General features: G+C 64.9%; 25 protein-coding genes. 16 read left to right on the top strand and 9 right to left on the bottom strand.

All coding sequences use genetic code 11. The features are described 5' to 3' along the window. Positions 1-123: 123 nt before the first annotated feature. Complete coding sequence (gene epsC / locus BC1002_RS22860) at positions 124-1050, top strand: serine O-acetyltransferase EpsC (RefSeq protein ID WP_013092362.1); 927 nt, start codon at positions 124-126, stop codon at positions 1048-1050. 34 nt (positions 1051-1084) lie between these two features. Here epsC and BC1002_RS22855 read toward each other — a convergent pair whose 3' ends face one another. Together BC1002_RS22855 and BC1002_RS22850 are read right to left on the bottom strand one after the other, a co-directional pair. Then, positions 1085-1597, bottom strand: a complete 513-nt coding sequence (locus BC1002_RS22855; protein ID WP_013092361.1) for a metal-dependent hydrolase — start codon at positions 1595-1597, stop codon at positions 1085-1087. Positions 1598-1745: 148 nt separating this feature from the next. Next, positions 1746-2255, bottom strand: coding sequence for a hypothetical protein (locus BC1002_RS22850; protein ID WP_013092360.1), 510 nt, complete (start codon positions 2253-2255; stop codon positions 1746-1748). 606 nt (positions 2256-2861) lie between these two features. On the opposite strand from BC1002_RS22850, the gene BC1002_RS22845 reads away from it, so the two are divergent. After that, on the top strand, positions 2862-3398 hold the full coding sequence (locus tag BC1002_RS22845) for a hypothetical protein (protein ID WP_013092359.1): 537 nt from the start codon (positions 2862-2864) through the stop codon (positions 3396-3398). Positions 3399-3500: 102 nt separating this feature from the next. Here BC1002_RS22845 and BC1002_RS22840 read toward each other — a convergent pair whose 3' ends face one another. After that, entirely contained in the window at positions 3501-3932 is a 432-nt protein-coding gene (locus tag BC1002_RS22840; protein WP_041735101.1) for a hypothetical protein, read from the bottom strand. A 242-nt stretch (positions 3933-4174) separates the two neighbouring features. On the opposite strand from BC1002_RS22840, the gene BC1002_RS22835 reads away from it, so the two are divergent. From BC1002_RS22835 to BC1002_RS22815, 5 genes are all read left to right on the top strand, one after another. Continuing rightward, positions 4175-4876 (top strand): CDP-alcohol phosphatidyltransferase family protein, encoded by a 702-nt coding sequence (locus BC1002_RS22835; RefSeq protein ID WP_013092357.1) that lies wholly within the window; start codon positions 4175-4177, stop codon positions 4874-4876. Beyond that, a complete protein-coding gene (locus BC1002_RS22830) occupies positions 4873-5688 on the top strand; it encodes a HalD/BesD family halogenase (RefSeq protein ID WP_013092356.1) in 816 nt (271 codons plus the stop codon). The genes BC1002_RS22835 and BC1002_RS22830 overlap by 4 nt, the downstream gene beginning before the upstream one ends. Continuing rightward, positions 5685-6737 carry a lysylphosphatidylglycerol synthase domain-containing protein gene (locus tag BC1002_RS22825; protein ID WP_013092355.1) on the top strand — a complete coding sequence of 351 codons (1053 nt, stop codon included), beginning with the start codon at positions 5685-5687 and terminating at the stop codon, positions 6735-6737. The genes BC1002_RS22830 and BC1002_RS22825 overlap by 4 nt, the downstream gene beginning before the upstream one ends. 28 nt (positions 6738-6765) lie before the next feature. Further along, positions 6766-7530, top strand: coding sequence for a phosphocholine cytidylyltransferase family protein (locus tag BC1002_RS22820; RefSeq protein ID WP_013092354.1), 765 nt, complete (start codon positions 6766-6768; stop codon positions 7528-7530). A gap of 128 nt (positions 7531-7658) precedes the next feature. Next, complete coding sequence (locus BC1002_RS22815; RefSeq protein WP_013092353.1) at positions 7659-9062, top strand: MFS transporter; 1404 nt, start codon at positions 7659-7661, stop codon at positions 9060-9062. A gap of 23 nt (positions 9063-9085) precedes the next feature. On the opposite strand, the gene BC1002_RS22810 is transcribed toward BC1002_RS22815, so the two are convergent. Then, positions 9086-10135 carry a S1C family serine protease gene (locus BC1002_RS22810; protein WP_013092352.1) on the bottom strand — a complete coding sequence of 350 codons (1050 nt, stop codon included), beginning with the start codon at positions 10133-10135 and terminating at the stop codon, positions 9086-9088. A 177-nt stretch (positions 10136-10312) separates the two neighbouring features. Between BC1002_RS22810 and BC1002_RS22805 the strand changes: the two genes are divergently transcribed. Beyond that, positions 10313-10711 carry a VOC family protein gene (locus BC1002_RS22805; RefSeq protein WP_013092351.1) on the top strand — a complete coding sequence of 133 codons (399 nt, stop codon included), beginning with the start codon at positions 10313-10315 and terminating at the stop codon, positions 10709-10711. Positions 10712-10874: 163 nt separating this feature from the next. Then, a complete protein-coding gene (ppk2, locus tag BC1002_RS22800) occupies positions 10875-11801 on the top strand; it encodes a polyphosphate kinase 2 (RefSeq protein ID WP_013092350.1) in 927 nt (308 codons plus the stop codon). A gap of 98 nt (positions 11802-11899) precedes the next feature. Here the strand turns inward: ppk2 and BC1002_RS22795 are convergent, their stop codons facing one another. Further along, positions 11900-13486, bottom strand: coding sequence for an inorganic phosphate transporter (locus BC1002_RS22795; RefSeq protein ID WP_013092349.1), 1587 nt, complete (start codon positions 13484-13486; stop codon positions 11900-11902). A gap of 234 nt (positions 13487-13720) precedes the next feature. Beyond that, on the bottom strand, positions 13721-14314 hold the full coding sequence (locus BC1002_RS22790; RefSeq protein WP_013092348.1) for a short chain dehydrogenase: 594 nt from the start codon (positions 14312-14314) through the stop codon (positions 13721-13723). Positions 14315-14540: 226 nt separating this feature from the next. Between BC1002_RS22790 and BC1002_RS22785 the strand changes: the two genes are divergently transcribed. Then, on the top strand, positions 14541-15386 hold the full coding sequence (locus BC1002_RS22785) for a CHAD domain-containing protein (RefSeq protein WP_013092347.1): 846 nt from the start codon (positions 14541-14543) through the stop codon (positions 15384-15386). Between the two features lie 106 nt (positions 15387-15492). After that, positions 15493-17088 carry a GGDEF domain-containing protein gene (locus tag BC1002_RS22780; protein ID WP_013092346.1) on the top strand — a complete coding sequence of 532 codons (1596 nt, stop codon included), beginning with the start codon at positions 15493-15495 and terminating at the stop codon, positions 17086-17088. A 65-nt stretch (positions 17089-17153) separates the two neighbouring features. On the opposite strand, the gene BC1002_RS22775 is transcribed toward BC1002_RS22780, so the two are convergent. From BC1002_RS22775 to BC1002_RS22765, 3 genes are all read right to left on the bottom strand, one after another. After that, on the bottom strand, positions 17154-18263 hold the full coding sequence (locus BC1002_RS22775; RefSeq protein WP_013092345.1) for a VTT domain-containing protein: 1110 nt from the start codon (positions 18261-18263) through the stop codon (positions 17154-17156). A gap of 383 nt (positions 18264-18646) precedes the next feature. Further along, positions 18647-19285 (bottom strand): GTP cyclohydrolase I FolE, encoded by a 639-nt coding sequence (gene folE, locus BC1002_RS22770; protein WP_013092344.1) that lies wholly within the window; start codon positions 19283-19285, stop codon positions 18647-18649. 134 nt (positions 19286-19419) lie between these two features. Continuing rightward, positions 19420-20349: a LysR family transcriptional regulator gene (locus BC1002_RS22765; protein WP_013092343.1), complete on the bottom strand. Its 930-nt coding sequence runs from the start codon at positions 20347-20349 to the stop codon at positions 19420-19422. A 433-nt stretch (positions 20350-20782) separates the two neighbouring features. Here BC1002_RS22765 and BC1002_RS22760 point away from each other — a divergent pair, with 433 nt between their 5' ends. From BC1002_RS22760 to pcaC, 5 genes are all read left to right on the top strand, one after another. Continuing rightward, positions 20783-21490 carry a 3-oxoacid CoA-transferase subunit A gene (locus BC1002_RS22760; RefSeq protein ID WP_013092342.1) on the top strand — a complete coding sequence of 236 codons (708 nt, stop codon included), beginning with the start codon at positions 20783-20785 and terminating at the stop codon, positions 21488-21490. 13 nt (positions 21491-21503) lie between these two features. After that, on the top strand, positions 21504-22163 hold the full coding sequence (locus BC1002_RS22755; protein WP_013092341.1) for a 3-oxoacid CoA-transferase subunit B: 660 nt from the start codon (positions 21504-21506) through the stop codon (positions 22161-22163). A gap of 294 nt (positions 22164-22457) precedes the next feature. Next, positions 22458-23837: a 3-carboxy-cis,cis-muconate cycloisomerase gene (locus tag BC1002_RS22750; protein ID WP_013092340.1), complete on the top strand. Its 1380-nt coding sequence runs from the start codon at positions 22458-22460 to the stop codon at positions 23835-23837. 5 nt (positions 23838-23842) lie between these two features. Beyond that, entirely contained in the window at positions 23843-24634 is a 792-nt protein-coding gene (gene pcaD, locus BC1002_RS22745) for a 3-oxoadipate enol-lactonase (RefSeq protein ID WP_013092339.1), read from the top strand. Then, the gene (gene pcaC / locus BC1002_RS22740; RefSeq protein ID WP_013092338.1) at positions 24631-25032 is read left to right on the top strand and encodes a 4-carboxymuconolactone decarboxylase; all 402 of its coding nucleotides are present in this window, start codon (positions 24631-24633) and stop codon (positions 25030-25032) included. Before pcaD ends, pcaC begins: the two co-directional genes overlap by 4 nt. The last annotated feature ends 166 nt before the right edge of the window (positions 25033-25198 follow it).

Genomic DNA, 25198 nt, shown 5'->3' with positions numbered 1-25198 from the left:
CAACGCGCGTCGACGCCATGAATCCGAGCCGATCTCCGCGCTGCCGGGCGGGCAGCGTTAAAACGCGGTAATCTCTGCTTGATAACCACTTTGAACCGTGCACACTGCACGGCGCCGTCCCTTATGCCCAACGAGCCTTCCCAAAACTGGGGCCTTGAACAGATCGTCGCCGACCTGCGCGCCTCGCGCGAGCAATTGCATCGCACGCGGCATCCGCTCGGCATTCGCGAATTGCCATCGCGCGAAGCGGTGGTCAGTATCGTGACCGGTCTGCGTGCCGCGATGTTTCCGACGCACTACGGCGCGCCCGATCTGACCGACGAAACGGTCGACTACTACGTCGGCCATACGCTCGAAAGCACGTTGCGGCTGCTCGCCGAACAGATTCGCCGCGCGCTGCGTTTCCTGCCCGAGTTCGGCGCGACGTCCGACGCCGAGTTGCGCGAGCGCGCGTTCGCGGTGGCGCGCGAGTTCGCGACGCAGCTGGCGGGCATCCGCGCGCTGCTCGTCAGCGACATCCAGGCTGCGTACACCGGCGACCCCGCCGCGCAGCACATCACCGAAATCCTGCTGTGTTATCCGGGCGTGTGGGCGATGACGCATCACCGGCTCGCGCATGCGCTGCATCGGCTCGGCGTGCCGCTGCTCGCGCGCTTCATCAACGAGATCGCACACTCGGCGACCGGCATCGACATTCACCCTGGCGCGACGATCGGGCCGAGCTTCTTCATCGATCACGGCACCGGCGTGGTGATCGGCGAGACCGCGATCATCGGTGAGCGCGTGCGCGTGTACCAGGCGGTCACGCTCGGCGCGAAGAGCTTCGCGGCCGACGAAGACGGCACGCTGATCAAGGGCAACGCGCGGCATCCGATCGTCGAGGACGACGTCGTGATCTACGCGGGCGCGACGATTCTCGGACGCGTGACGATCGGGCGCGGATCGGTGATCGGCGGCAACGTGTGGCTCACGCATAGCGTGCCGCCGGGCAGCAGCGTATCGCAAGGCAAGGTCCGCGAAGGAGAGCGCACCGACAATGGGCGGCGGTGATGCCCGCCTCGCCGCGGCCGGCGCATCACTGCGCCTAACTGATCGGCCAATGGCGTAACGAGGGCAACGCATGCATGCCATGCAGCCACACATGCTCGCCGATGAACCACGCGGCCGCCCACGACGCCGCGACGACGATCAGATCGCAGTGCCCGCTATTCCATAGATTCAACGAATGCCGTCCGGCGATCCACGGCACGCCGAGCGGATTCGGCCAGTCGGCGAGCAGATGCATCAGACCGCCGCACGCGAAGCCGAACGCGGGCGCCGCGTAGATCGAATGACCGAGCATGTGATACGACGCCGCGAGCAGCGCGAACCAGCCGATGCCCCAATGCGTCAACGTGCGATGCGTGATCCACAGCCGCCGCGCGCGCGACCACCATGCGACTTCGAGCCAGTCCGGCGCGGTGCTGCCGGCCACGCCGGCGATGAAGCTCAGCAGCACGCCGGCATGAAACGGACCGCCGCCGCTGCGCGCGACGATCGACGCGGCGATGATGCCGGCTGCGAACCCGGTCGCATGATGCGCTTTGCTGGATGCCATCGACATTCGCGGCACAGGTGCCGCGCGAAAAACAAAGGGCGGCTATGTTCGCAGATGAGCGCGTAAAAAAATAGCCGACGCGCGAGTTAAAAATTCGCGCATCGCCTTCCGTGGATGACGCGCACGGCGTTCAAGTGCGCCGCGCCGCTCAGGTCTTGCAGCGCGCGATATCGAAGCGCATTTCCTCTTCGGGCGGATCGTCGGGCGCATTGGCCGGATGCATGACCTTGATGACCGTGCTGCCGTTGAGCGGGGTCAGCGTGACGAAGTACGAGTTGTGCGAATCTGCGCCGACCGCGAGTTCGGTCGCGGCGCCAGTGCGCGAAGTACGCACGCGCGGCAGACGTTCTTCGAGGCAGGCGGCGATGGACGCAGGCGTGCGTGACGACGACACGTACACGAGCGGCGCGGACGCATCGCGCGCGGGGCCGCCCGACGAACCGCAAGCGGCGAGGGTGGCAGTGAGGGCGACAGCGGGGGCAAGCAGGAGAAGTCTTTTCATGGTCCGATCGTCGGCATTCCCGGTCATGCATGGGAAGGTGAGGCGTGGGCGAAGCGCGATGCGCTGGCGGACAGCGCGATGCTTCGCGACGAAGCTACCGTGCAGGCTGCGCGCTTTCGCGACGTCGCACGGCGGCCGGGGCAGTATACCGAGCATGCGTCGACGTCGTCAGAATCGGCTTTCCAGCGAAAGATGCTGCTCGTGTCCGTTGACTGCCGATTTCCAGCGGAGTGTAATTGCCGCTATGCAGATATTTAATTGCGCGCCTTACAACAGTTTATTTTCGAATCGTGGATTATATGAATTAATGGTGTAAGTGCAGATCCCTAAAAGGAAAATATTTTTAACGACGAATGGGCGGTCGCGCTGTCAAGCCCCGGGAGGGCTACGGCACAAGGCCTCGCGAAAGCATCGGAGGCCCCTCGTTCGCGCCGATTCCCACCGTTTTGCGCAACGCAGTCTTACGCAGAAACGGTTAAATCGAGGTGGGATGCCACTTATAATTTCAATAGACCCCTTCGACCAAAGGGCGTCTTTTTCATTTTTACGCGCGGCTTTCGGGCCGCGTTTTTTTATCTGACATTTAAAGCGGTTTTATAAATTGTCGCGTAAGGGTGAATAGAATTTTCGCCGTTCGAGCGGCCTCGCAGTTCCGAACGCGCCTTGTCCGTTCGTCAGAGCGGGCAGGGCGAAGCGGGCCGGGCAGGTAGAATCGCGGGTTCGAAATCTGTTTGTGCGCCCCGCGAAGTGAGTGAACCTGTGATGAACGACACGCCCTTTCCCTCGACCGACACGAATGCCGAGTTCTTGACCGACGACTCGTCCGGACCAGACGACAGCGTGCATGAAGAACGTCTGTGGCGCGATAACGGCTGGACCGCGCGCATCATCAAGAACGAAGACGACGAAGGCTGGGCCGTCGAAATGATCAAGGACGGCGAGGCGGAGCCCGCGCTCGTCGGACCTTGGACGATGGGTCGCAACAAGAAGGATCCGAAGCCGCTCGACGTATCGGCGTTCAATACGCTCGTGAAAACGGCGGCGGAAGTGCTGCGTCGCCACGAGCAGCAACTGCGCGCGCAACTGCACAAGGCGGTGCGCGTGCCGAGCGCGGACGGCAGCGACGAACTCGACATCACGCTCGATATCGTTCCGGACGAAGACGAGCCGTACGCACTATTGAGCGCGCTCGATATGTTCGGCGAGCAGATCGCGCAGGTGCAGGTAGCGCCGACATTCAAGCTCAGCAAGGCGAGCGCCGCGGCGTGGGTGGCGAACCAGTTTCGCCGGCCGGGGTAAGTCGTCGCCAGGGCGTCGCTGGTTTGGATGGGCCGGCTTGGCCCGACTTTGCGAGCACAACTCGGATGGATCGAATCGCGACGTTAGGCGTGTCGCCAACCCCTAGTTGCGCTTGCAAAAAATCGCGGTGATCAGCGGCGCGACGTGATGCACGATCGCCGTGCTGCCGGCGTTCTCGAGCGCGCTTTTGACCTTGTCGTCGCCGCCGAACACGACGGCGCCATACGCGGATTGTGCGACCGGTTCGCCGTCGCCAACCCGGAACATCGGGTCGTCCTTTTCGAAGCCCACCACCGCGAATACGCGGAAACCGAACGCGGTCAGATGCGCATCGGGCGTCGGCGAGAACGCGTTGATCGAGTTGCTTTCGACGTGACTCGGCTTCGGGTTGATCAATTGCTGCTGCATCAGATCAGCAATGAACTGGTGGCCGCTCTCATTGCATACCAGTGGCGCGTCGAGCGCCACGGCGAAAGAGGACAGCGGCAGCGCGGTGGCTGCGGCAAACAGCAAAGGGGCGAGAAGACGGTTCATGAGTGTAGGCGGGCGTCCACAGTCGATGTCGTGGATTAGCAACCACTGCGCCATCCCTCGGAGGGTGCAAGCGGTGCTGCACATCGAACTGATTCCGGGTGACTGGCGCAACTGGATTCGCACTTTACAGCGATTCGGTAAATTCCGCTTTGTGACGGCCACAGGAACGGCATCTGCACAAGTGCAACAGAAACATACGACACAACAGCAAGCTTTCAGAATCCCGTATATATTTCCGCCTTATGACTTCGCAACCCCGACCTCCAATAAACGTCCCGCCGCCACGTACGTGGGATGCCCGGCTCGCGCGCCGGCTCGTGACACCGCTAATCGATACCTGGGTCACCCCGAATCATTTGACCACGCTGCGCCTGCTGATCGGCGTGGCAGGCGCGCTGTGCCTTGCACACGGGGGATTCGCGTGGGCCAATGCGGGCGCACTGCTGATCGTTTTGTCGAATTTCGTCGATCATACGGACGGTGAACTCGCGCGCGTCGGCGGCAAGTCGAGCCGTATCGGTCATTTTTACGACCTCGCCTGCGATGCACTCGTGACCGTGATGCTGTTCGTCGGCATGGGTATCGGTGCCGGCGGCGCGCAGATCGACGCTTTGAAGCTCGCGCCCGGCGTGCTCGGCGCGGTGGCGGGTGTCGCGGTTGCCCTGATCTTCTTTTTGCGCATGCGGATCGAGGAGATGGTCGGCAAGGCCGGCACGAAGCAGGCGTCGGTGGGTGGCTTCGAAACCGAAGATGTGCTCTACCTGTTGCCCATCGTCACGCTGACTAGTGTCGTTGCGCCGTTCGTGGTGGTCGCGTCGATCGGCGCGCCGCTGTTCGCGGCGTGGGTGGTGATCGACTATTGGCGCGTCGCTCGCCGTAGCGTTCACCTGACGGCGAAGGCCCCCAGCGCTTCTGAAACCAGTCAACAGTGGGCCAGCAAATGAATCTGCACGCCGAAGACGACGTGATCGCGCCCGTGTCGACAGGCACGTCCGTGGCGGCGCTCACGCCCGCGCCCGACGCCGACCGCGCGGTCGCGAGCCGTACCCGCAAGTTCGACAACGCGCGTCTGCGTAAAGACTTCGTCGCGCAGGATGCGTTTCTGTATCTGGAAGATTTCCTCGCGCCGGAAGTCACCGCGCAGCTGGTTCACAGCGCGCGCTCGCTGCTCGACGAAGTGAACCGCAACTATCTGCCGGGCCACAAGCAGGGCGGCAGTGTCAGCCGCCATACGATCGACCGTCTCGCGCCGTTCATCGCCGAGCTGTACCGCTCGAAGGAGTTGATCGGCTGGCTCGAGCAGCTGAGCGGCGACCAGTTGCAGGTGTCGCCCGCCGACGATCCGCACGCCTACGCGCTCTACTACTACACGCGTCCTGGCGACCATATCGGCTGGCACTACGATACTTCGTATTACGACGGGCGCCGGTACACGCTGCTGCTCGGCGTGATCGACGAATCGTCGTGCCGGCTCGACTACGAGCTGCATACGCGCAATCCCGAGGTGCCGGACCAGCCGGGGTCGGTGCAGATTCCGCCGGGCGGTCTCGTGTTTTTCGACGGCGACAAGCTGCGTCATCGCATCACGCCGGCGGGCCCGAACGAGATGCGTGTGTCGCTGACGTTCGAATACGTCACCGATCCGAACATGCGGCCGTGGCGCCGCTTCGTTTCCAACATGAAGGACGCGATCGCGTATTTCGGTTTCCGTCAGGTGTTCCGTCAGATGGCCTCGCGCCGCAAGGACGCCGCATGAGTCGCGCGGCGCTGCTTCTGCTGTCGATCGGCTCGGCGCTGTTCGTCGGCCTGCTCGCGTGGCAGGGATTCGGCTCGGTGGCGTCGACCCTGCTCGCAGCCGGCTGGGGGCTCGCGGTCGTCGCCGCGTTCCACCTGGTGCCGCTCGTGATCGACGCGGGTGCGATCGCGGTGCTGTTCAAACGCGGCCACCCGTCGCGTGACCGCGCGCATGAAGGTCCGGCAAGCGGCGCGCGAGCCGGACTCTCGCTGCGCGATGCGCTGTCCGCGCGCTGGATCGGCGAATCGGTGAATAGCCTGCTGCCCGCCGGACAGATCGGCGGTCCGGTGGTGATGGTGCGGCGACTGTCGCAGCGCGGCATGCTGCTGCGCGACGCGGCCGCCGGGATCACCGTCAGCACGACCTGGCAGGCGCTCGCGCAAATCGTGTTCGCGCTCGGCGGTCTCGCGATGTTCGGCGCCTACGCCGCGCACGGCACGCTGCACGACCTGCGCACCGCAACGCTGATCGCGACCTGCGTGCTCGGCACGCTGATCGCCGCGTTCTACTTCGCGCAGCGGCGCGGCTTGTTCGGCCGGCTGCTCGGCGTGGTGTCGAAAGTGTTCGGCAAGCGCGACTGGTCGTCTCTGATGACGCGCGCGGAAGCCGTCGATGCCGCGGTGCAGTCGCTGTACCGCGAGCGCGGCCGCGTGGCGGCGAGCTTTGCGCTGAGCCTCGTCGGCTGGGTCGTCGGCACGGTCGAGGTATGGCTCGCGCTGCGTTTTCTCGGCCATCCGGTCGGCTGGATCGACGCACTGCTGCTGGAGAGCATCGGCCAGGCGATTCGCGGCGCGGCCTTCATGATTCCGGGCTCGCTCGGCGTGCAGGAGGGCGGCTATCTGCTGCTCGCGCCGCTGGTCGGTTTGCCGCCCGACGCGGCGCTGGCGTTGTCGCTCGCCAAGCGCGCGCGTGAAATCCTGCTGGGCCTGCCGGGCCTGCTGGTATTGCACTTCAGCGAACGAAGCTGGCAACGTCGGCGCGCCCCGCGGCGTGTGCCGGTTGCCGATTGACCTCCGTACTTTTTTCAAAGGACCGCGCATGCGCGCCATCATTCTCGCAGCGGGCCTCGGCCTGCGTCTCCAGCAGCCGCCGCAAGCCCAGTTTCCGAAATGCCTGTTGCAGTTCGACGGCATGAGCCTGCTCGAACGGCATCTGCAGATGCTCGAAACCGCCGGCGTGACCGACGTCGTGCTTGCGCTCGGTTTCCAGCCGGAATCCGTGCAGGCGGAACTCGCGCGCATCAACTGGCCGCACAAGGTCGAGACCGTGCTCAATCCGCGTTTCGATCTGGGTAGCGTGCTGACCGTGCATACCGTTGCCGACGCGTTGACGCGCGGCGGCGACGTGCTGCTGATGGACGCCGACGTGCTGTACGACGAGCGCATCCTGAACGCGCTGGTGGCGGGCGAGTCGGTCAACCGTCTGCTGATCGACCGCGATTTCGAAGCGGGCGACGAACCGGTCAAGCTGTGCCTGAAGGACGGCGTGCCGGTCGAGTTGCGCAAGCAGCTCGCGGTCAATCTGGAGTTCGACACGATCGGCGAGTCGGTCGGCTTCTTCCGCTTCCGCGAGGAAACCGCGCGGCGCTTTACGCAGATCGTCGCCGGCTATATCGACAGCGGCCGCGCGAACATGCCGCACGAAGAGGCGGTGCGCGACCTGCTGCTCGAGCGCAGCCAGGTATTCGACACGGCCGACGTGACCGGCGCGCCGTGGATCGAGATCGACTTCCCGAACGACGTCGCGCGCGCGGCCGACGAAATCCTGCCGCAGTTGCAGCCGCTCGTCAGCGCATCGCGCTAAGGCGCGAGTGCCGCGCGCCAGCACACATGACGGCGCGCGGCAAGACCCCTCGCGCGACAACATTTGTTGTCGGCGCAATGCCATAATCGGCAGTTTCCATTGATGGCGGGCCGCCCGTCGCCACGACAATGCTGCTCGCTTTAGGCGCTTTCATCGTTCCGCTGATCGTCGCGTGCGCGATGTTCATGGAAAACGTGGACGGCACGGTCATCGTGACATCGCTGCCGGTTCTAGCGCGCGACCTCGGTCATGATCCGATCACGCTGAAGCTTGCGGTTACCGCGTACGTGATCGGCCTTGGCGTCTTTATCCCGATCTGCGGCTGGGTCGCCGACCGCTTCGGTTCGCGCACCGTGTTCCGCACCGCGATCGGCATCTTCATGGCGGGCTCGCTGCTGTGCGCGGCCTCCACTTCGCTCGATACCTTCGTGCTCGCGCGCTTCGTGCAGGGCATCGGCGGCGCGCTGATGGTGCCGGTGGGGCGCATCATCATCTTCCGTTCGCTGCCGAAGTCGGAGTTCATTCGCGCGATCAACTATCTAACGGTGCCGGCGTTGCTCGGCCCGGTGGTCGGGCCGCCGCTCGGCGGCTTTATCACGACCTATCTGCACTGGCGGCTGATCTTCGTGATCAATGTGCCGATCGGGCTGCTCGGCATCTGGCTCACCAACAAGTACATCGCCAATACGCGCGAGCCCCATCCGGGCCGGCTCGACTGGCTCGGCTTCGTGTTGTCGGCGAGTGGCGCGTCGTTGTTCATGCTCGGACTCTCGCTCGTTGGCGGCGAACTGGTGTCGACGGGAGAATCGGTCGGCATGTGCGTGACCGGCATCGCGCTGCTGCTGGTTTATGTGCTGTACGCGAGCCGCGTCGCGCTGCCGGTGCTCGATCTGCGTTTGCTGCGCATTCCGAGTTTTCATGCGAGCGTGATCGGCGGTTCGCTGTTCCGTATCGGTCTTGGCGCGGTGCCGTTCCTGTTGCCGCTCGCGTTGCAGGAAGGGCTCGGCATGACCGCGTTCAGAGCCGGCGCGATCACGTGCGCGTCCGCGTTCGGCTCGATCTTCATGAAGACGGTGGCGTCGCGCATTCTCGAACGCTTCGGCTTTCGCACCGTGCTGATGGTCAACGCCGCGTGCGCGGGTGTGGCGATCGCCGTGTATGGGTCGTTCTTTCCCGGCACGCCGCATTGGGTGATCTGGTGCATCGTGCTGGTGGGCGGCTTCTTTCCCTCGCTGCAATTCACGTCGCTCAATACGCTGGCCTATGCGGATATTCCGAGCAGCGACGTCGGCCGCGCAACGAGTGTTGCGAGCGTGATCCAGCAGATGTCGCTCGGCCTCGGCGTGACGATCTCGGGCATCGTGCTGCTGATTTCGCATCGTCTGCAAGGGCATCCGAACATCGTGTTCTCCGATTTCTGGCCGGCGTTTCTGGTCGTCGGCCTGTTCTCGTGCCTGTCGATTCCGATTACCCGGCGGCTGCCGCGAGACGCGGGTGATGAGATCGCGCGCGGCAGCCGCGGGCGCGCGTAAGTCAAGATACGGGCGCAGTCTTCTTACCCCGCCTGCTCCACCGGCGTCACCGTCAACTCCACGCGCTGCGCGCCGCGCAACACCGTCACGCTGACCGGCTTGTCGATACGCGAAGCATCGAGCGTGCGTTGCAGACCATCCACATCCTGCACCGGCTGTGCGTCGATCGCGACGATCGTGTCGTCGGTGCGCAAGCCGCCGAGCGCGGCCGGACTGCCTTTGACGATCTCCATGACGTGCACGCCGCTTTGCGTGCCGAGCCCAAAGTAGCGCTGCACGCGCCGCGACAGCGGCGTCGTCGTGCCGGCCACGCCGATATACGCGCGTCGCACGCGGCCGTGCGCGAAGATCTGCATGATGACCCACTTCGCGGTATCGATCGCGGTCGCAAAACAGATGGCTTGCGCGCCAGGAATGATCGCGGTATTCACGCCGATCACCTGACCCGCCGAATTGATCAGCGGTCCGCCGGAGTTGCCCGGATTCAACGCCGCGTCGGTCTGGATCACGTCGTAGATCATGCGGCCGGAGTTCGAGCGCAGCGACCGGCCCAGCGCCGAAACGACGCCAGTCGTCACGGTCTGCTGCAGCCCGAGCGGGTTGCCGACCGCAATGGCGATCTGCCCGACGCGCAGCTTCGACGATTCGCCGAGTTCGACATGCGGCAGTGGCTCCGGCGAACCGATGCGCAGCACTGCGAGATCGCTGCCGGGATCGTCGCCGATCAGATCGGCGTCGAACTTCGCGCCGTCGGCCAGCGTCACCTGGATATGCGTTGCGCCATGCACGACGTGGCTATTGGTCAGCAGGTAGCCGTCGGGCGTGAACAGAAAGCCCGAGCCGGTGCCGCCGCGCGCGCCGCGCCCATGCGCGGACGGGTCGCCGGGCAGCCGGCGTTCGACGGCGATAAACGCGACCGCCTGTTGCACGCGCTCCAGTGCGCCGATCACGGTGCGGGAGTAGGCGTCCAGCAGCGCGTCGTCGTCGTCGGTCAACAGGTCGATGGATTGGGGCCCGGGGGCGTCGGATGCGGCGCTCGACAGGTCATCGATGAAGCGTGGACGGCTTCCCATAACGATGCTCCGGATAGACGGGTTGCGAGATGCGGGGCGTCGCGCGGGATTTCAAGGGCATCCCTGGCGCCCGCAGCCGTCCCGGGCGCAGCGCCGCACTGGCTGTCACCGCCTGTGAGACACTTTTCCCGGCGGGCCGTCGCTCGCCGCTCGCTCGCGCCCACGGAGACCCTCTTCATGTCCGCATCTACCGCTTCAGCGCCGCACCCCCCGCAGTCGCAGCCACGCATCGAGTCTTTGAGCGCGATCACGCTCGCCACCAGCGACATGCTGCGCGCGGTCGCGTTCTACCAAGCGCTCGGCTTTCCGCTCAAGTACGGCGGTCCGCGCGAGGCCTTCACGTCGTTCGCGTTCGGCAGCTCGTATCTGAACCTGATCGCCGATGCGCGCGCGCCGGTCAACTGGTGGGGGCGCGTGATCATCTACGTGTCGGACGTCGACGCGATCTATGCCAAGGCGTTGGCGGCGGGCTTGCGGCCGTCGTTAGCGCCGTCGGATGCGCCGTGGGGCGAACGCTATTTTCATATCACCGATCCGGACGGCCACGAACTGAGCTTCGCGCGGCCGCTGCCCTAGCGGCGGAAGTCGAGGCAAAACTCGCTATCATGGGTGTTACCACGCATCCGCGGCGCCCGCCTACGCGGTAACACGGCTGACACCTCGCGCTTCGATAATCGAACGCGACCGCGTCGCGCTAGCCGCCGCGCGCCATCCCATTCCTGTTGCGAGGAGAGCCGCAATGAAAGAGCCGGACCCGAGACCCGATTTCGAATTGATGGCGGAGCGGCAACGCCGTTTCGAGGAAGACCTCATCGATGCCTACGACGAAGAACTCGAAATGGAGGTCGACGACCGCATCATCGACGGTCCTGCCGGCTTTACGCCCGAGCATCGCGAGGCGCGCAAGCAGTACTTCCGCGAACTGTTCCGGCTGCAGGGAGAACTGGTCAAACTGCAGGACTGGATCGTCGCGACCGGACATCGGCTCGTCGTGATCTTTGAGGGGCGCGACGCGGCCGGCAAGGGCGGCGCGATCAAGCGCATCACCCAGCGACTCAATCCGCGCGTGTGCCGCGTGGCCGCATTGCCCGCGCCGAACAATCGCGAGCGCACGCAATGGTATTTCCAGCGCTATGTATCGCATCTGCCGGCGGGCGGCGAGATGGTGCTATTCGATCGCAGTTGGTACAACCGCGCGGGCGTCGAGCGCGTGATGAACTTCTGCACCGACGAGGAATACGAAGAATTTTTCCGCTCGGTGCCGGAGTTCGAAAAGATGCTGGCGCGCAGCGGCGTGCAGATCCTCAAGTACTGGTTTTCGATCACCGACGAAGAGCAGGAAATCCGCTTCCAGAACCGCATTCACGATCCGCTGAAGCAGTGGAAGCTGAGCCCGATGGATCTGGAAAGCCGGCGCCGCTGGGAAGCGTATACGCTGGCGAAAGAAGTGATGCTGCAGCGCTCGCATATCCCCGAGGCGCCGTGGTGGGTCGTGCAGGCCGTCGACAAGAAACGCGCGCGCCTGAACTGCATTCACCATCTGCTGAGCCAGGTCCCGTATCACGAGATCGAGCACCCGCACATCGAATTGCCGTCGCGTGTCTATCACGAGGACTATAGCCGCCAGCCGGTGCCTGAAGCGATGGTCGTGCCCGAGGTGTACTAAAACGCGGATCGTATGCACTCGCTGGCCAACGAAAAAGCGCGATACGTATAGAACGTACCGCGCCTTTTTTCGTGCTGGATTCCGCCGGATCGGCGAACTCAGAACACTGAACGGAATAGCCAGTACAACCCGCCGGCGAGCGCGATCGACGCGGGCAGCGTCAGCACCCATGCAAGGATCAGGCTGCGCACGGTGGCCCATTGCAGACCCGAGCCGTTGGCCGCCATCGTGCCGGCCACGCCGGAAGAGAGCACGTGGGTCGTCGACACCGGCAGACCGTAGACGTCGGCGGCACCGATCGTGACCATCGCGACGAGTTCAGCCGACGCGCCCTGGCCGTATGTCAGATGCTGTTTGCCGATCTTCTCGCCCACCGTAACGACGATGCGCTTCCAGCCGACCATCGTGCCGAGACCGAGCGCAATCGCGACCGCCACCTTGACCCATGGCGGAATGAACTTGGTCGCGTGATCGATCTGCGTTCTGAAGTTGGCGATGACTTTCGCGTCCTCGGCCGAGAACTGCGGCTGATTGGCCTTCTGCAACAGACGGATCGCCTCGGACGTGACATACATGTTGTTGCGCACGTTATCGACGATGCCTTGCGGCACCGCGGCCATCGAGCCAAATTCGCCGACCTGCCGGCCGATCTGCTCGGTCAGTTGCTGCAGCGCCGGCAGCGTGGCGGGTGCCAGCTGACGGGTGCGCACGAAGGCCTCGACGTCGGCGCGCGGATCCGCGGAAGGCGCCGCGCCCTGCGTGTAGCGCGATAGCGTCGCCGCGGTTTGGTGCGCGACCGCGACAAAATTCTGAGTTTGCTCGGGCGTGACCGCTCTGTTCAGTGCGTACGCAGTGGGCACCGTGCCGATCAGGATCAGCATGATCAGACCCATGCCCTTCTGGCCATCGTTCGAGCCATGCGCGAACGACACCCCCGTGCAGGTCAGAATCAGCAGGCAGCGAATCCAGAACGGCGGGGGCTCCTTGCCCTTCGGCTCGGCGTACAGCGCGGGCACGCGCACGACGGCCTTAAGGATCAGCAGCAGCAGGCCCGCGAGCAGAAAGCCGACGATCGGCGAAAACAGCAGCGACTTGCCGACGCCGAGCGCCTGAGTCCAGTCGACGCCGCTGGTGCCATTCGCACCATGCATCATCTGATTCATCAGGCCTACGCCGATGATTGAGCCGATCAGCGTGTGCGAGCTCGAGGACGGCAGGCCCAGGGACCACGTGCCGAGGTTCCAGATGATCGCGGCGATCAGCAGCGCGAATACCATCGAGAACCCGGCGCTGCTGCCGACCTGCAGGATTAGCTCGACAGGCAGCAGTTGCAGCACGCCGAAGGCGACCGCTCCGCTCGACAACAGCACGCCGAGGAAATTCCACGCGCCGGACCAGACGACAGCGATATTCGGCGTCAGCGAGTGGGTATAGATGACGGTGGCGACCGCATTGGCCGTATCGTGAAAGCCGTTGACAAACTCGAATCCGAGCGCGATCAGCAGTGCGACGCCGAGCAACAGATAGGGCAGCACGGAGCTTTCGCGGACGGGCTGCAGATCATCTATCAGATGAACGCCGCAGTACACGGCGCCGGCGATGAGCAGGCCGGCGAAAATAACCAGGCCTGCGCTACGGCCTTTGCCGCTGGCGGCGCCTGGTTGCGGATACGAAAGTTCCGGCATGACGTGAGCCCCAAAAGTGGTCGCAGAGTGTTCGATGCTGCTTTCGCTGCGTGTCGCAATGATGACAACTGCGTGACGGCAAATGGGGGGCAGAAAATAGACGCGGCGCCGCTTATGCTGCGCCGCGCATGCCGGTAAATACTGCGCGCAAGGGCGGGTGTGAATGCAGAGACGTCCGAAGCGGACTAAGCAAGTGATGAATAAAACCAGCCGGTGGACGCACCGCAGTTGCGCCTACGATGCGCTGACCACTTCGCCGCTGGCGCTGCCACCGAGGGTGCGTTTATAGGCTTGCGCGACGATTTCCGCCGGTATCCCTTGCGACGGATCGCGGCCCATCGATTCGAGCGTTTCGGCGACCCACCCCGGGCTCACCACATTGACGCGGGCCTTGCCGCGCAATTCGAGCGCGGCCGAGCGCGCGAACGCTTCGACACCCGCATTGACGATGCTGACGGCGGCGCTGCCTTCCATCGGCTGTTGCGCGAGCACGCCGCTAGTCAGCGTGAACGAGCCGCCTTGCGAGACATGGTCCACGCCGCAGCGCACAACATTGACCTGCCCCATCAGTTTGTTCGCAAGACTGAAAGAGAAGTCTTCGTCGCCAAGCGCCGCGAGCGGCGCGAATTTCGCCGAGCCGGCTGCGCAGATGATCGCGTCGAAGCTGCCGGCTTGCGCATACATCGCTTCGATGCTGCGTTTGTCGGACAGGTCCACGTGCAGATCGGAGCCTTTGCGGCTGGCGCCGACCACATCATGTTCGGTGGCGAGCAGCTTTACGATGTGCGAGCCGAGCAGGCCGGTCGCACCGACAACGAGTATTCGCATACATCCTCCTGGGGTCTGTTTGCGGCATTTGCCGCGCTGCACACTGCATCGTCAAGCCGGAGCATTCGCCGGACCGCGCAATGCGTGGTCCCATCGGTCGAGCATAGGCGCTGCCGACACGACGCGCCAACGCGTGACGGCAAAGCCTGTTGACATGCGCGGCGAATCCCTCGTGAGCATCAATTTTGCTACGTTGGAAGTACCGTCATGTTTCCCGGGAGCATCAATGAAGCAAGACAGTGAGACAGCCAACGAGCCGGTACCCGAAGAATCGGCACAGCGAGCCTTTACTTCCTACGCCGCGCCATTGGTCGATCAGGCGATCAGACTCGCCAAAGGCATACACGACGACCCGTCGCCCGAAACGCTGCACAAACTGCGTGTGTCACTGCGGCGGTTGCGTTCGTTGTGGTGGGCGTTCGCACCGCTGCTCGACAAGGGCGAAAATTCTCGCCAGCGCGCGGTCTACAAGTTCCTCGCCACCGCGGCGGGTAAAACGCGCGATTGGGACATCCTGATCGAGTTGCTCAAGCAGAAAGGCGGCGATGCACGAGCGTTGATGCCGAAGCTCGAACAGGCGCGCGGTGACACGCTGGCGACCAGTCGTGAGACATTGCTGAATGCCGACGTCAAACATCTGTTGCGCGACGCCCTGGCCACCACGTCGGGGGAACTGCACGCCAAGCACGATGCGGATATTGTGCTGCGCAAATTTGCCGCTCGCCGCATAGGGGCATCGGAGCGCTCGTTGAAAAAGCGCATCAAACGCGCGCGCCATGCAAAACGCTCGAATTACGCAGCCTTTCACGATGTCAGAAAAGCGGGCAAGAAACTGCGCTATTTGTTCGAGTTTTTCGGGCCGGTGCTTAAAATCAGTCATAAGCGCACGCTCAAGCGGCTGAAAAAGCTTCAGAAGCGCTTCGGCTTGCTCAACGATACCGTCGCCAGCGAAGCGCTGTTGCGCGACAATGCGGCGTCGCTTGCCGACGCGGACCACCTCGAGGCCGCGTTGGATTGGCTCGACAGGAAACGCAAACGCCGCTTGCGCGCGGCGTCGGAGCTACTGGGCTGAGCGAGCGCGGCTCCCGTCTCGCTAGCGCGGAGGACCCGCAGCCCAACATGCACGGCGCACCGCGCTGCTGGTCCGAAAGAATCGTCCGCGAAAGGAGGCGAGGAGCGTGGCACAGCATGGGCTTTCGCTGCGTCATCGGCTGCGCCTGACGTTGCATGCCGTCCGGGCCGGGATGACCCGCTTCGTGGGTAACCGGCCGTGGGTGGCCGGCGTCGCCGGTACGCTCGTCGCGTTGGCGATGTCGATCCTGACGGCGGTGGAGGTCGGCGAGGGCCGTCGCGAAATGCTCGAACATGCGCGCCAGACCTCGCAAAACCTCGTGTCGATCATTTCCGCTGATCTCGCGCGCAACGTCGAAATTTACAGTCTGTCGTTGCAGTCGATGGTGGATGCCGCGCGCAATCCCGACACCTGGACGCTGCCGGTCCCCGCACGCCAGGCGATGCTGTTCGATCGCGCGACCACCGCCGCCTTTCTCGGCGGTGCGTATGTCGTCGGCCCCGACGGCGAAGTGGCGGCCGCACAGTACGATGACGCGAACACCACGGTCCATCTCGACGACCGCGAATACTTTCAGGTGCAGCAGCGCAATCCGGCGGCGGGCCTGTATTTCTCGCATCCGTTCATGTCGCGGCTGCGCGGCGCCAAACCGTCGATCGCGCTGACGCGGCGCATCGACGATGCGCAGGGCAACTTCGCCGGCATCGCGCTGCTGGCGATTCGCATCGAGTACTTCCAGCACCTGCTGGACAGCATCGACACCGGCGAGCAGGGTTCGGTTTTCATCGGGATGGCGGACGGCACGCTGCTCGCGCACAAGCCGGTCGACGGGCGCGATATCGGCGGGAGCGTCGCAAAGTCGCCGACCTTCTTACCGATGACCGCGCACGACTCCGGTAGCTACGTATCGGTTTCGCCGGTCGACGGTGTGCGTCGCATCTTCACGTACGCGCACGTACCCGGCACGCCGCTGATCGTGGCGATCGCGCCCGCCGTCGACGACGTCCTCGCGCCGTGGCAGCGTCGCAGCCACGTGGCCGCTGCGCTGACCATCGCGTTCGGGGCGGTGTTCGTGGTCGTGTCGTGGCTGCTCGCGTTCGCGCTGCGCGACAAACAGCGCGCGCAGGCCGCTCTGCTGCGTCTCGCCTCGACCGATCCGCTGACCGGGCTCAGCAATCGCCGCGTGCTCGATAAGCGGCTCGACGACGAATGGATGCGCGCGCGACGCGACAACAGGCCGCTGTCGGTGCTGTTCATCGATATCGACCACTTCAAACGGTTCAACGATACCTACGGCCATGAGAGCGGCGACGAGGTGTTGGTCGCGGTGGCCGATTGCATTGCGTCCGTGGCGCGGCGCTCGGTCGATCTGGTCGCGCGCTACGGCGGTGAAGAGTTCGCGGTGGTGTTGCCGGATACAACGGCGCAGGGCGCGTTCGCGGTCGCGGAGCAGATTCGCCGCAAGGTGGAAAGCCGGGTCATCGTGCGTGGACACGAGGCGCCGCAGGCGGTGACGGTGAGCGTCGGCTGCGCGACGGCGCGGCCCAGCACTGCGGATTTCGCCAACGGGCTCGAGCTGCTGGCAGCCGCTGACGCGCAGCTGTATGTGGCGAAAAACGAAGGGCGCAATCGTACCCGGTCGGCCCAGTGGGACGAGTACTCGACCGCGCAGGGGGCGTCGAGTACGGGCGCGGCGCTTTGACGCCAGCTGTTCGATCGCGTGAGCGTGGGCGCTTTTTCGGTCAGATGGTCGCGACCCGGCGCGATTCAGGCGCGCTCCACACCGCGCGGCGCGAAACCGCGCAACGTCACCGCCGCTGGCGTTTCGTCCCGCCACGCCGAGCGCGGCCGGTCGGCCGCCGGACCGTCCGCGTAAGCCAGCGAGCCCACCGGGAAGCCGCGCCGCTGCCATGCATCGAGCCCGCCGCGCAGTGCGCGAATCCGTGTGTAGCCGTTACGGCGCATATGTTGCGAGACTTCGAGCGCGGTCGCGCTGTCCGGACAGATGCAATAGATGACCACGTCGTGCGTGCGCAGCGCGCCGTCGATCAGTTCGGGCGAATGCGGATCGAGCGCGAGCGCGTCGGGAATCTGGCGTCGCAGATCGAGCAGCGGTGCGCCGGGACGCGCATCGAGCACCCGGGACTGCGCCATGCGGCTCAGGCGCCCGGAGTGCCGCCAGCTCCACGGCATTTTCGACGCGTCGCTCGCCGGTGACGCGTGCGTCGGCGCGGCCAGCATCGGCGTGGCTGGGGCCGACGCGGCGCGCGTGAAGCGACGCCGTTCGACATATCGCAGATACAGCCGGTAGAGCAGATAGACGAGCGCCACCACGAGAATAATGTCGGCGAGTGTGCCGCCGCGCCGTTCGACGAATGCGCGCAGCATATGGACCTCGCGCTCCACCGCCGCGCCGCCGAGCAGCCAGAAAGCCGCCCACGTGATCACGCTCGCCAACTCCCATGTTGCGTAGATGCGGATGTCGACGGCGGTCGTGCCCATCAGCGGCGGCGTGATCAGGCCGAGCCCAGGCACGAACTTCGAAATCGACACGAGCGGCATGCCATAGCGTTCGAATAGCGAGCGCGCCATTTCGAGCCTCGTATCGACAACGGGCGACAGGCGGCCGAGCCATGCAAGCAGCTTGCGGCCATACAGCCGGCCGGCCGTGAACCAAGTGGCGTCGCCGATCAATGCGCCTAGCACCGCGGCGCCGAGGGTCGGCCAGAACGACAGGGTGCCCGCGGCGATCGCCGAGCCCGCGAACAGCAGCATCGGCACGGCCGGAATCGGTACGCCGAGGCGCGTCAGCAGAACGTTGACGAAGACGATCGCGCTGCCCCAGGTTGAAACCGCCGACAACGGAAACTCGACCAATTGAGCCGCTCCTGTTGCTGCTGTTGGGCCGGCGCATACGTGCGCAAGGAGTCGCGCGGATGGTGCGCCTGCAGCGGATTGCAAAGGGCGTTCTCACCGCACCGTGGATTCAGCATAGCCGATGGCTTGTGCGCGGTGCGCGTGGTGCGAAGGGGGCGGTATCGATTGGGGCGGCGTGGCGATCAATGAGGGACGAACGCGCGTCGACGGCCGGCGTCGAGCATTGGCCTCCATCGCCGAGACGCAACTAACTGTCAACCCCGCCTGCACACTACGACGTTGCCGGCGAGCGTGAAGAGAGTGCGCGCGGTGGCGCACGCTGGATTCGCAGGGGCGGGGGCCGCATCGTCAGCGAACCCCAAACAGCCCCTGCGTCGACCGCATCAGGCATTCGGCATGGCCACCACGCCCGGATTCCCGACGATCGCCAGAAACTCCCGCCGGGTCGACGGATCGGTGCGGAACGTGCCGAGCATGCGCGACGTGACCATCGTGACACCCGCCTTATGCACGCCACGCGTCGACATGCACTGATGCGCGGCTTCGAGAATCACGCCGACGCCCGCCGGCTGCAGCACGTCGTTCAGCGTATCGGCGATCTGGACAGTCATCTTTTCCTGGATCTGCAGCCGTTTCGCGAACGCATCGACGAGACGCGCGAGCTTCGAAATGCCGACCACGCGATGATTCGGCAGATACGCGACGTGCGCGCGTCCGATGATCGGCACCATATGATGCTCGCAGTAGCTTTCGAAGCGGATGTCCTTCAGCACGATCATTTCGTCGTAGCCGTCCACTTCGGAGAAGGTACGCGCGAGGATTTCGCGCGGATCGACCTGATAGCCGGCGAAGAACTCCTCGTAAGCGCGCGTCACGCGCGCCGGCGTGTCGATCAGGCCTTCGCGCCGTGGATCGTCGCCGGCCCAGCGCAGCAGCACGCGCACGGCTGCCTCAGCTTCTTCGCGGCTCGGGCGTTCGACGGCCGCTGCGGGTTTGGTTTTCTTTGCCTTGCTGCTGGTCATGCGTCGTCCTCCTGGATCGCGCGTCGACGCTGCGCGGCGCGCGGGGTCAGTAACTCCGGTGATTGTTCCATGTTTTGCGCCCGAAGATGCCGATGCCCCTTTCGTCGGGGCGGTCGCGGGCTTGCTTCAAGCGGCTACTTCGGCCATTCGTCCATTGCGTCGTTGAACAGTTCGGCGACCACGCCGCGCAGCCAACTGAGGCGCGGATCGTTATGAAACTTGCGATGCCAGTGCTGCCTCAGGTCGAAGCGCGGCAGCGGCAGCGGCGGCTCGACGAGCATGATCGACGCGTGCTCCGACACGTACGCGAAGCCGATCGCGTGCGGTACGGTCGCGAGCAGATCGGTGCGCGCGAGGATGAAAGGCAGGCTCATGAAGTGCGGCGTTTCGAGCACCGCGCGCCGCTTGATGCGCTTCTTTTCGAGGTACTGCTCGAGCACTTCCTGGCTGCGTCCCTCGGCGCGCACGACCGCATGCCCCGACGCCACGTATTGTTCGAGGGTAAGCGGCCCCTTCGACAGCGGATGTCCGCTGCGCATCAGGCAGATGAAGCGGTGCGTGAAGAGCCGCTGCTGAAAGAAGTTGTTGCCCGCCAGGTCCGGAAAATAGCCGACGGCGAGATCGACATCGCCCGATTCGAGCCCGCGCTCCACCTGCGACGGCGACAGCGTGACCGAGCGCAGATTCGCGGACGGCGCGCGCTCGGCGAACAGCTGCAAAAGACGCGGCAGAAACACAATCTCGCCGACGTCGGACAGCGCGATCGAGAACGTGTGCGTGCTCGTCGCCGGATCGAAGTCCTGCACGTCGAGCATGCCTTTCTCGATGCGCAGCAGCGCGTCGCGTGCGGCAGGCAGGATCGCGAGCGCGCGCGGTGTCGGCTCCATGCCTTTCGACGTGCGCACGAACAGCGGATCGTCGAAGTATTCGCGCAGGCGGCCAAGCGCGGTGCTCACGCGCGGCTGGCTCACGCCGAGCTGCTCGGCGGCGCGGCTCACGTTGCGCGTGTCTTCCATCGCGACCAGATAGGGGATCAGATTCAGATCCAGATGTGTCTCGGACATACTAGTTATGGCTCGCGGCGCGGGCGAGGCAAGGCGGTGCCTATACCGTATCGCTATAGAGCCTAGTTGAAAAATCGCCCGTAAGCATAGTGGGATTTTGCGCGATCGGCTTTTTCGCGCGCACGGCAGGCACTGGACGAGGGCAACCGCGGACCTTCGCCGCCGCGAGCGGCGACCTATGATGAAGGGGGTTTCCCTGCCTTGACAACCCGCCCACAGGACAACCATAATCGCCGAAGCGTTCGCTAAACGAATCACTGTTCATGTAACGAACAAATTCAGCGGCGAATCAATCGAAGGCGCCAGCCCGCTCTTCCCCTCGCGAGCCGTCGCCAGCATGCCCGGAGACTGTTTCCGCGCGAGCTTTGCAGCGAGCCAGGTCGGCGAGGGCTGTCAGCCCAGCGGCACGTAGCGCCCCCAAAGGAAATTCGACATGATCAACAAGATTTTCGAGACACTTCAATCGGCGGTCGCCGATGTCCACGACGGCGCGACCGTCATGATCGGCGGCTTCGGCACGGCCGGCATGCCGTCCGAACTGATCGACGCGCTGATCGAGCAGGGCGCGCGCGACCTGACCATCGTCAACAACAACGCCGGTAACGGCGACATCGGCCTCGCGGCGCTGCTGAAGGCCAAGCGCGTGCGCAAGATCATCTGCTCGTTCCCGCGCCAGACCGACTCGTATGTGTTCGACGCGCTCTATCGCGCCGGCGAAATCGAACTCGAACTCGTGCCGCAAGGCAATCTCGCCGAGCGCATCCGCGCGGCGGGCGCGGGCATCGGCGGCTTCTTCACGCCGACCGCGTACGGCACCAAGCTCGCCGAAGGCAAGGAAACGCGCCTGATCGACGGCCGTCACTACGTGCTCGAAGCGCCGCTGCACGCAGACTTCGCGCTGATCAAGGCGTACAAGGGCGACCGCTGGGGCAACCTGGTCTATCGCAAGACCGCGCGTAACTTCGGGCCGATCATGGCGAGCGCCGCGAAGACCGCAATCGTGCAGGTGTCGGAAGTGGTGCCGCTCGGCGGCCTCGATCCGGAAGAAATCGTCACGCCCGGCATTTTCGTGCAACGCGTGATCGAAGTGCCGCAAGCGGCGCATCTTCCCACGCCCAATCCTCACGACGCTGCTGCCTGACCCGGAGACCGACATGAAGAAACTGACCCGCGATGAAATGGCCAAGCGCGTTGCCCAGGACATCCCTGAAGGCGCTTATGTGAACCTCGGCATCGGCGTGCCGACGCTGGTGGCGAACCACCTCGGCGCCGACAAGGAAATTTTTCTGCACAGCGAAAACGGTCTGCTCGGCATGGGGCCGGCACCGGCGAAGGGCGAAGAAGACGACGAACTGATCAACGCCGGCAAGCAGCACGTCACGCTGCTGACGGGCGGCGCCTACTTCCATCACGCGGATTCGTTCGCGATGATGCGCGGCGGCCATCTGGACTTCTGCGTGCTCGGCGCGTTCCAGGTGTCGGCGAAGGGCGACCTTGCGAACTGGCACACCGGCGCGCCCGACGCGATTCCGGCGGTCGGCGGCGCGATGGACCTCGCGATCGGCGCGAAGCAGGTCTACGTGATGATGGAGCACCTGACCAAGCAAGGCGAAAGCAAGATCACCGCCGAGTGCTCGTATCCGGTCACCGGTATCGGCTGCGTGACCCGTATCTATACGGACCTCGCGATGATCGACGTGACGAAGGAGGGCCTCGTCGTGCGCGAGATTTTCACGGACATCGGCTTCGACGAACTGCTAAAGCTGACCGGCGTGCCGATGACCGACGGCACGCAGGCCGCGCGCGCGGCCTGATGGTTGGCTGAGGCGTCGCGGCGGCGGCCCGCTTTGCGGCCGCGTCGATGGCGCCTCGTCTGAAGGCAGCATTGCACGAACGGGCCAGCGCTGACGGGGCAAACTCTTCGTCAGCGCTGGCCTGGCAACATCAGCGACAGCCTGGCCGCGTTTGGCGCACAATACGCAGCACAAAGCGCGGCACGCATATGGCACGAGCGCGCTACAAGCGCTGGTCCACCGCGGTGTCTGCTTCGAACCGCTGCGCGCCGCGCCGCTGCTTCATTTCCGATTCCCTCAAACATCGTCGTCACCATGCTCGACTCCAGCGCCCGTCTGACTGGCCTTCTTTGCGGCACACAGCCGATGAACGACATCTGGGCGCCGCGTGCCACGCTGCAGCGGATGCTCGACGTCGAAGCCGCGCTCGCACGTGCCTCTGCCGCGCACAAAGTCATTCCCGAATCCGCCGTCCCCGCGATCGAAGCGGCCTGCCAGGCCGACCAGCTCGACGCTGACGCGCTCGCACGCGACGCCGCGCTCGGCGGCAACCTCGCGATTCCGCTCGTCAAGCAACTGACCGCACGTGTCAAAGCCGCCGATGCCGAAGCGGGCAAATACGTGCATTGGGGAGCGACGAGCCAGGACATCATCGATACCGGGACGGTGCTGCAACTGCGCGACACCTTCGACCTGCTCGACAACGGCCTGCAAGCCACCTGCGACGCGATCGCGAAACTCGCGGCCACCCATCGCGCGACGCCGATGATCGGCCGCACATGGCTGCAACAGGCGCTGCCAATCACGCTGGGTCTGAAGTTCGCGCAATGGCTCGACGCGCTGTTGCGTCATCGCGAGCGGCTCGATGCGTTGCGCGAGCGCGTGCTGGTGCTGCAATTCGGCGGTGCGGCCGGCACGCTCGCGAGTCTGCGCGAGGCGGCGCCGCTGGTCACGCAGTCGCTCGCCCAGGAACTCGGCCTCGCGGTGCCGACCTTGCCGTGGCATACGCAGCGCGATCGCATCGCCGAGACGGCGTCGCTGTTCGGCATGCTGATCGGCACGCTCGGCAAGATCGCGCGCGATGTGTCGCTGCAGATGCAAACCGAAATCGACGAACTCGCCGAACCGGCGGCGGCCGGGAAGGGCGGATCGTCGACGATGCCGCACAAGCGCAACCCGGTCGGTTGCGCGGCGGTGCTGACGGCCGCGACGCGCGCGCCCGGCCTCGTGGCGACCGTGTTCGCCGGCATGGTGCAAGAGCACGAACGCGCGCTCGGCGGCTGGCAAGCCGAATGGGACGCGTTGCCGGACCTCGCGCGTCTCGCGGGCGGCGCGCTCGCGAACATCGAACAGATCGCGTCCGGCTTGAACGTGAACGTGCCGCGGCTCGCGAAGAATCTCGACGTCACGCACGGCCTGATCCTTGGCGAAGCGGTGATGCTCGCGCTCGGCGACAGCATTGGCCGGCTCGACGCGCATCATCTGATCGAGCGCGCGTCGAAGGCGGCGATTCGCGACGGCAAGACGCTGTACGACGTGCTTGCCGCCGATGCGGGCGTCACCGAACATCTTTCGATCGAGCGCCTGAAGCAGCTGCTCGATCCCGCTCAATACGTCGGCCAGGCGCACGCATATGTCGACGCCGCGCTGACGCTTCACACCACGCGCGCGCAGCGCGCCCATTCCAAGGAGTAACCGGCATGCCCTACGCCGCAGTCAACGGCACCGAGCTTCACTATCGCATCGACGGCGACCGTCACGGCCACGCGCCGTGGCTCGTGCTGTCGAATTCGCTCGGCTGCGATATGTCCATGTGGACGCCGCAGGTCGCGGCGTTGTCGAAGCACTTCCGCGTGCTGCGCTACGATACGCGCGGTCACGGCCATTCGGAAGCGCCGAAGGGCCCGTACACGATCGAGCAACTGACCGGCGACGTGCTCGGTCTGATGGATACGCTGAAGATCGCGCGCGCGAATTTCTGCGGCATTTCAATGGGCGGCCTGACCGGCATCGGGCTCGCCGCGCGTCACGGCGACCGCTTCGAGCGCGTCGTGCTGTGCAATACGGCCGCGCGCATCGGCTCGCCGGAAGTCTGGGTGCCGCGCGCCGCGAAGGCGCGCTCCGAAGGCATGCTCGCACTCGCCGACGCGGTGCTGCCGCGCTGGTTCACGGCAGACTTCATCGAGCGCGAGCCGGTCGTGCTGGCGATGATCCGCGACGTGTTCGTGCACACCGACAAGGAAGGCTACGCGTCGAACTGCGACGCGATCGACGCGGCCGATCTGCGTCCCGAAACGCCGGGCATCAAGCTGCCGACGCTCGTGATCAGCGGCACGCACGACCTTGCCGCCACGCCCGCGCAGGGCCGCGAACTCGCACAGTCGATTCCGGGCGCACGCTACGTCGAGCTCGACGCCTCGCATATCTCAAACATCGAAAAGGTCGACGAGTTCACGAAGACCGTGCTCGACTTCCTGACGGAGGCAAAATGAACGATGAAGACCGTTACGAAGCCGGAATGGGCGTACGTCGCGCGGTGCTGGGCAACGCACACGTCGACCGTTCGCTCGCGAACCGCACCGAGCTGACCGAGGAGTTCCAGAACCTGATCACGCGCTATGCGTGGGGCGAGATCTGGACGCGTGAAGGTCTGCCGCGTCATACGCGCAGCCTGCTGACGATCGCGATGATGGTTGCGTTGAATCGCAGCGAAGAACTCGCGCTGCACCTGCGCGCCGCGAAGAACAACGGCGTCACGCGCGAACAGATCAAGGAAGTGCTGCTGCAGACCGCGATTTACGTCGGCGTGCCGGCGGCCAACTCGGCGTTCCATCTGGCCGACAAGCTGTTCCGTGAGGATGATGCGGCGGCCGCGGCGGCGAAGTCGTAAAGACCGCGCGTAGTTTTCAGAGCCAATCAGCATACGCGCGACGGATATCTCCGTCGCGCGTTTTTTTATGCGGCGGTCGTCGCTACGATGCTTGCCGGCACCTGCACGAACGCCGCGCACAGTCTTCTTGATCCCCTCGCGAGAGCAGGCGTGCTCACGGTAGGAA

The sequence above is a fragment of the Paraburkholderia atlantica genome, assembly GCF_000092885.1.
Lineage (GTDB): Bacteria > Pseudomonadota > Gammaproteobacteria > Burkholderiales > Burkholderiaceae > Paraburkholderia > Paraburkholderia atlantica.
Note: the sequence above shows the minus strand (reverse complement) of the source record. Positions and strands in the feature narration are given on the sequence as shown.

Excerpts from the sequence above, each read along its gene's own strand:
- epsC (WP_013092362.1), top strand. The coding sequence starts at position 124 with ATGCCCAACGAGCCTTCCCAAAACTGGGGCCTTGAACAGATCGTCGCC.
- BC1002_RS22855 (WP_013092361.1), bottom strand. The coding sequence starts at position 1,597 with ATGGCATCCAGCAAAGCGCATCATGCGACCGGGTTCGCAGCCGGCATC.
- BC1002_RS22850 (WP_013092360.1), bottom strand. The coding sequence starts at position 2,255 with ATGCTCGGTATACTGCCCCGGCCGCCGTGCGACGTCGCGAAAGCGCGC.
- BC1002_RS22845 (WP_013092359.1), top strand. The coding sequence starts at position 2,862 with ATGAACGACACGCCCTTTCCCTCGACCGACACGAATGCCGAGTTCTTG.
- BC1002_RS22840 (WP_041735101.1), bottom strand. The coding sequence starts at position 3,932 with ATGAACCGTCTTCTCGCCCCTTTGCTGTTTGCCGCAGCCACCGCGCTG.
- BC1002_RS22835 (WP_013092357.1), top strand. The coding sequence starts at position 4,175 with ATGACTTCGCAACCCCGACCTCCAATAAACGTCCCGCCGCCACGTACG.
- BC1002_RS22830 (WP_013092356.1), top strand. The coding sequence starts at position 4,873 with ATGAATCTGCACGCCGAAGACGACGTGATCGCGCCCGTGTCGACAGGC.
- BC1002_RS22825 (WP_013092355.1), top strand. The coding sequence starts at position 5,685 with ATGAGTCGCGCGGCGCTGCTTCTGCTGTCGATCGGCTCGGCGCTGTTC.
- BC1002_RS22820 (WP_013092354.1), top strand. The coding sequence starts at position 6,766 with ATGCGCGCCATCATTCTCGCAGCGGGCCTCGGCCTGCGTCTCCAGCAG.
- BC1002_RS22815 (WP_013092353.1), top strand. The coding sequence starts at position 7,659 with ATGCTGCTCGCTTTAGGCGCTTTCATCGTTCCGCTGATCGTCGCGTGC.
- BC1002_RS22810 (WP_013092352.1), bottom strand. The coding sequence starts at position 10,135 with ATGGGAAGCCGTCCACGCTTCATCGATGACCTGTCGAGCGCCGCATCC.
- BC1002_RS22805 (WP_013092351.1), top strand. The coding sequence starts at position 10,313 with ATGTCCGCATCTACCGCTTCAGCGCCGCACCCCCCGCAGTCGCAGCCA.
- ppk2 (WP_013092350.1), top strand. The coding sequence starts at position 10,875 with ATGAAAGAGCCGGACCCGAGACCCGATTTCGAATTGATGGCGGAGCGG.
- BC1002_RS22795 (WP_013092349.1), bottom strand. The coding sequence starts at position 13,486 with ATGCCGGAACTTTCGTATCCGCAACCAGGCGCCGCCAGCGGCAAAGGC.
- BC1002_RS22790 (WP_013092348.1), bottom strand. The coding sequence starts at position 14,314 with ATGCGAATACTCGTTGTCGGTGCGACCGGCCTGCTCGGCTCGCACATC.
- BC1002_RS22785 (WP_013092347.1), top strand. The coding sequence starts at position 14,541 with ATGAAGCAAGACAGTGAGACAGCCAACGAGCCGGTACCCGAAGAATCG.
- folE (WP_013092344.1), bottom strand. The coding sequence starts at position 19,285 with ATGACCAGCAGCAAGGCAAAGAAAACCAAACCCGCAGCGGCCGTCGAA.
- BC1002_RS22765 (WP_013092343.1), bottom strand. The coding sequence starts at position 20,349 with ATGTCCGAGACACATCTGGATCTGAATCTGATCCCCTATCTGGTCGCG.
- BC1002_RS22760 (WP_013092342.1), top strand. The coding sequence starts at position 20,783 with ATGATCAACAAGATTTTCGAGACACTTCAATCGGCGGTCGCCGATGTC.
- BC1002_RS22755 (WP_013092341.1), top strand. The coding sequence starts at position 21,504 with ATGAAGAAACTGACCCGCGATGAAATGGCCAAGCGCGTTGCCCAGGAC.
- BC1002_RS22750 (WP_013092340.1), top strand. The coding sequence starts at position 22,458 with ATGCTCGACTCCAGCGCCCGTCTGACTGGCCTTCTTTGCGGCACACAG.
- pcaD (WP_013092339.1), top strand. The coding sequence starts at position 23,843 with ATGCCCTACGCCGCAGTCAACGGCACCGAGCTTCACTATCGCATCGAC.
- pcaC (WP_013092338.1), top strand. The coding sequence starts at position 24,631 with ATGAACGATGAAGACCGTTACGAAGCCGGAATGGGCGTACGTCGCGCG.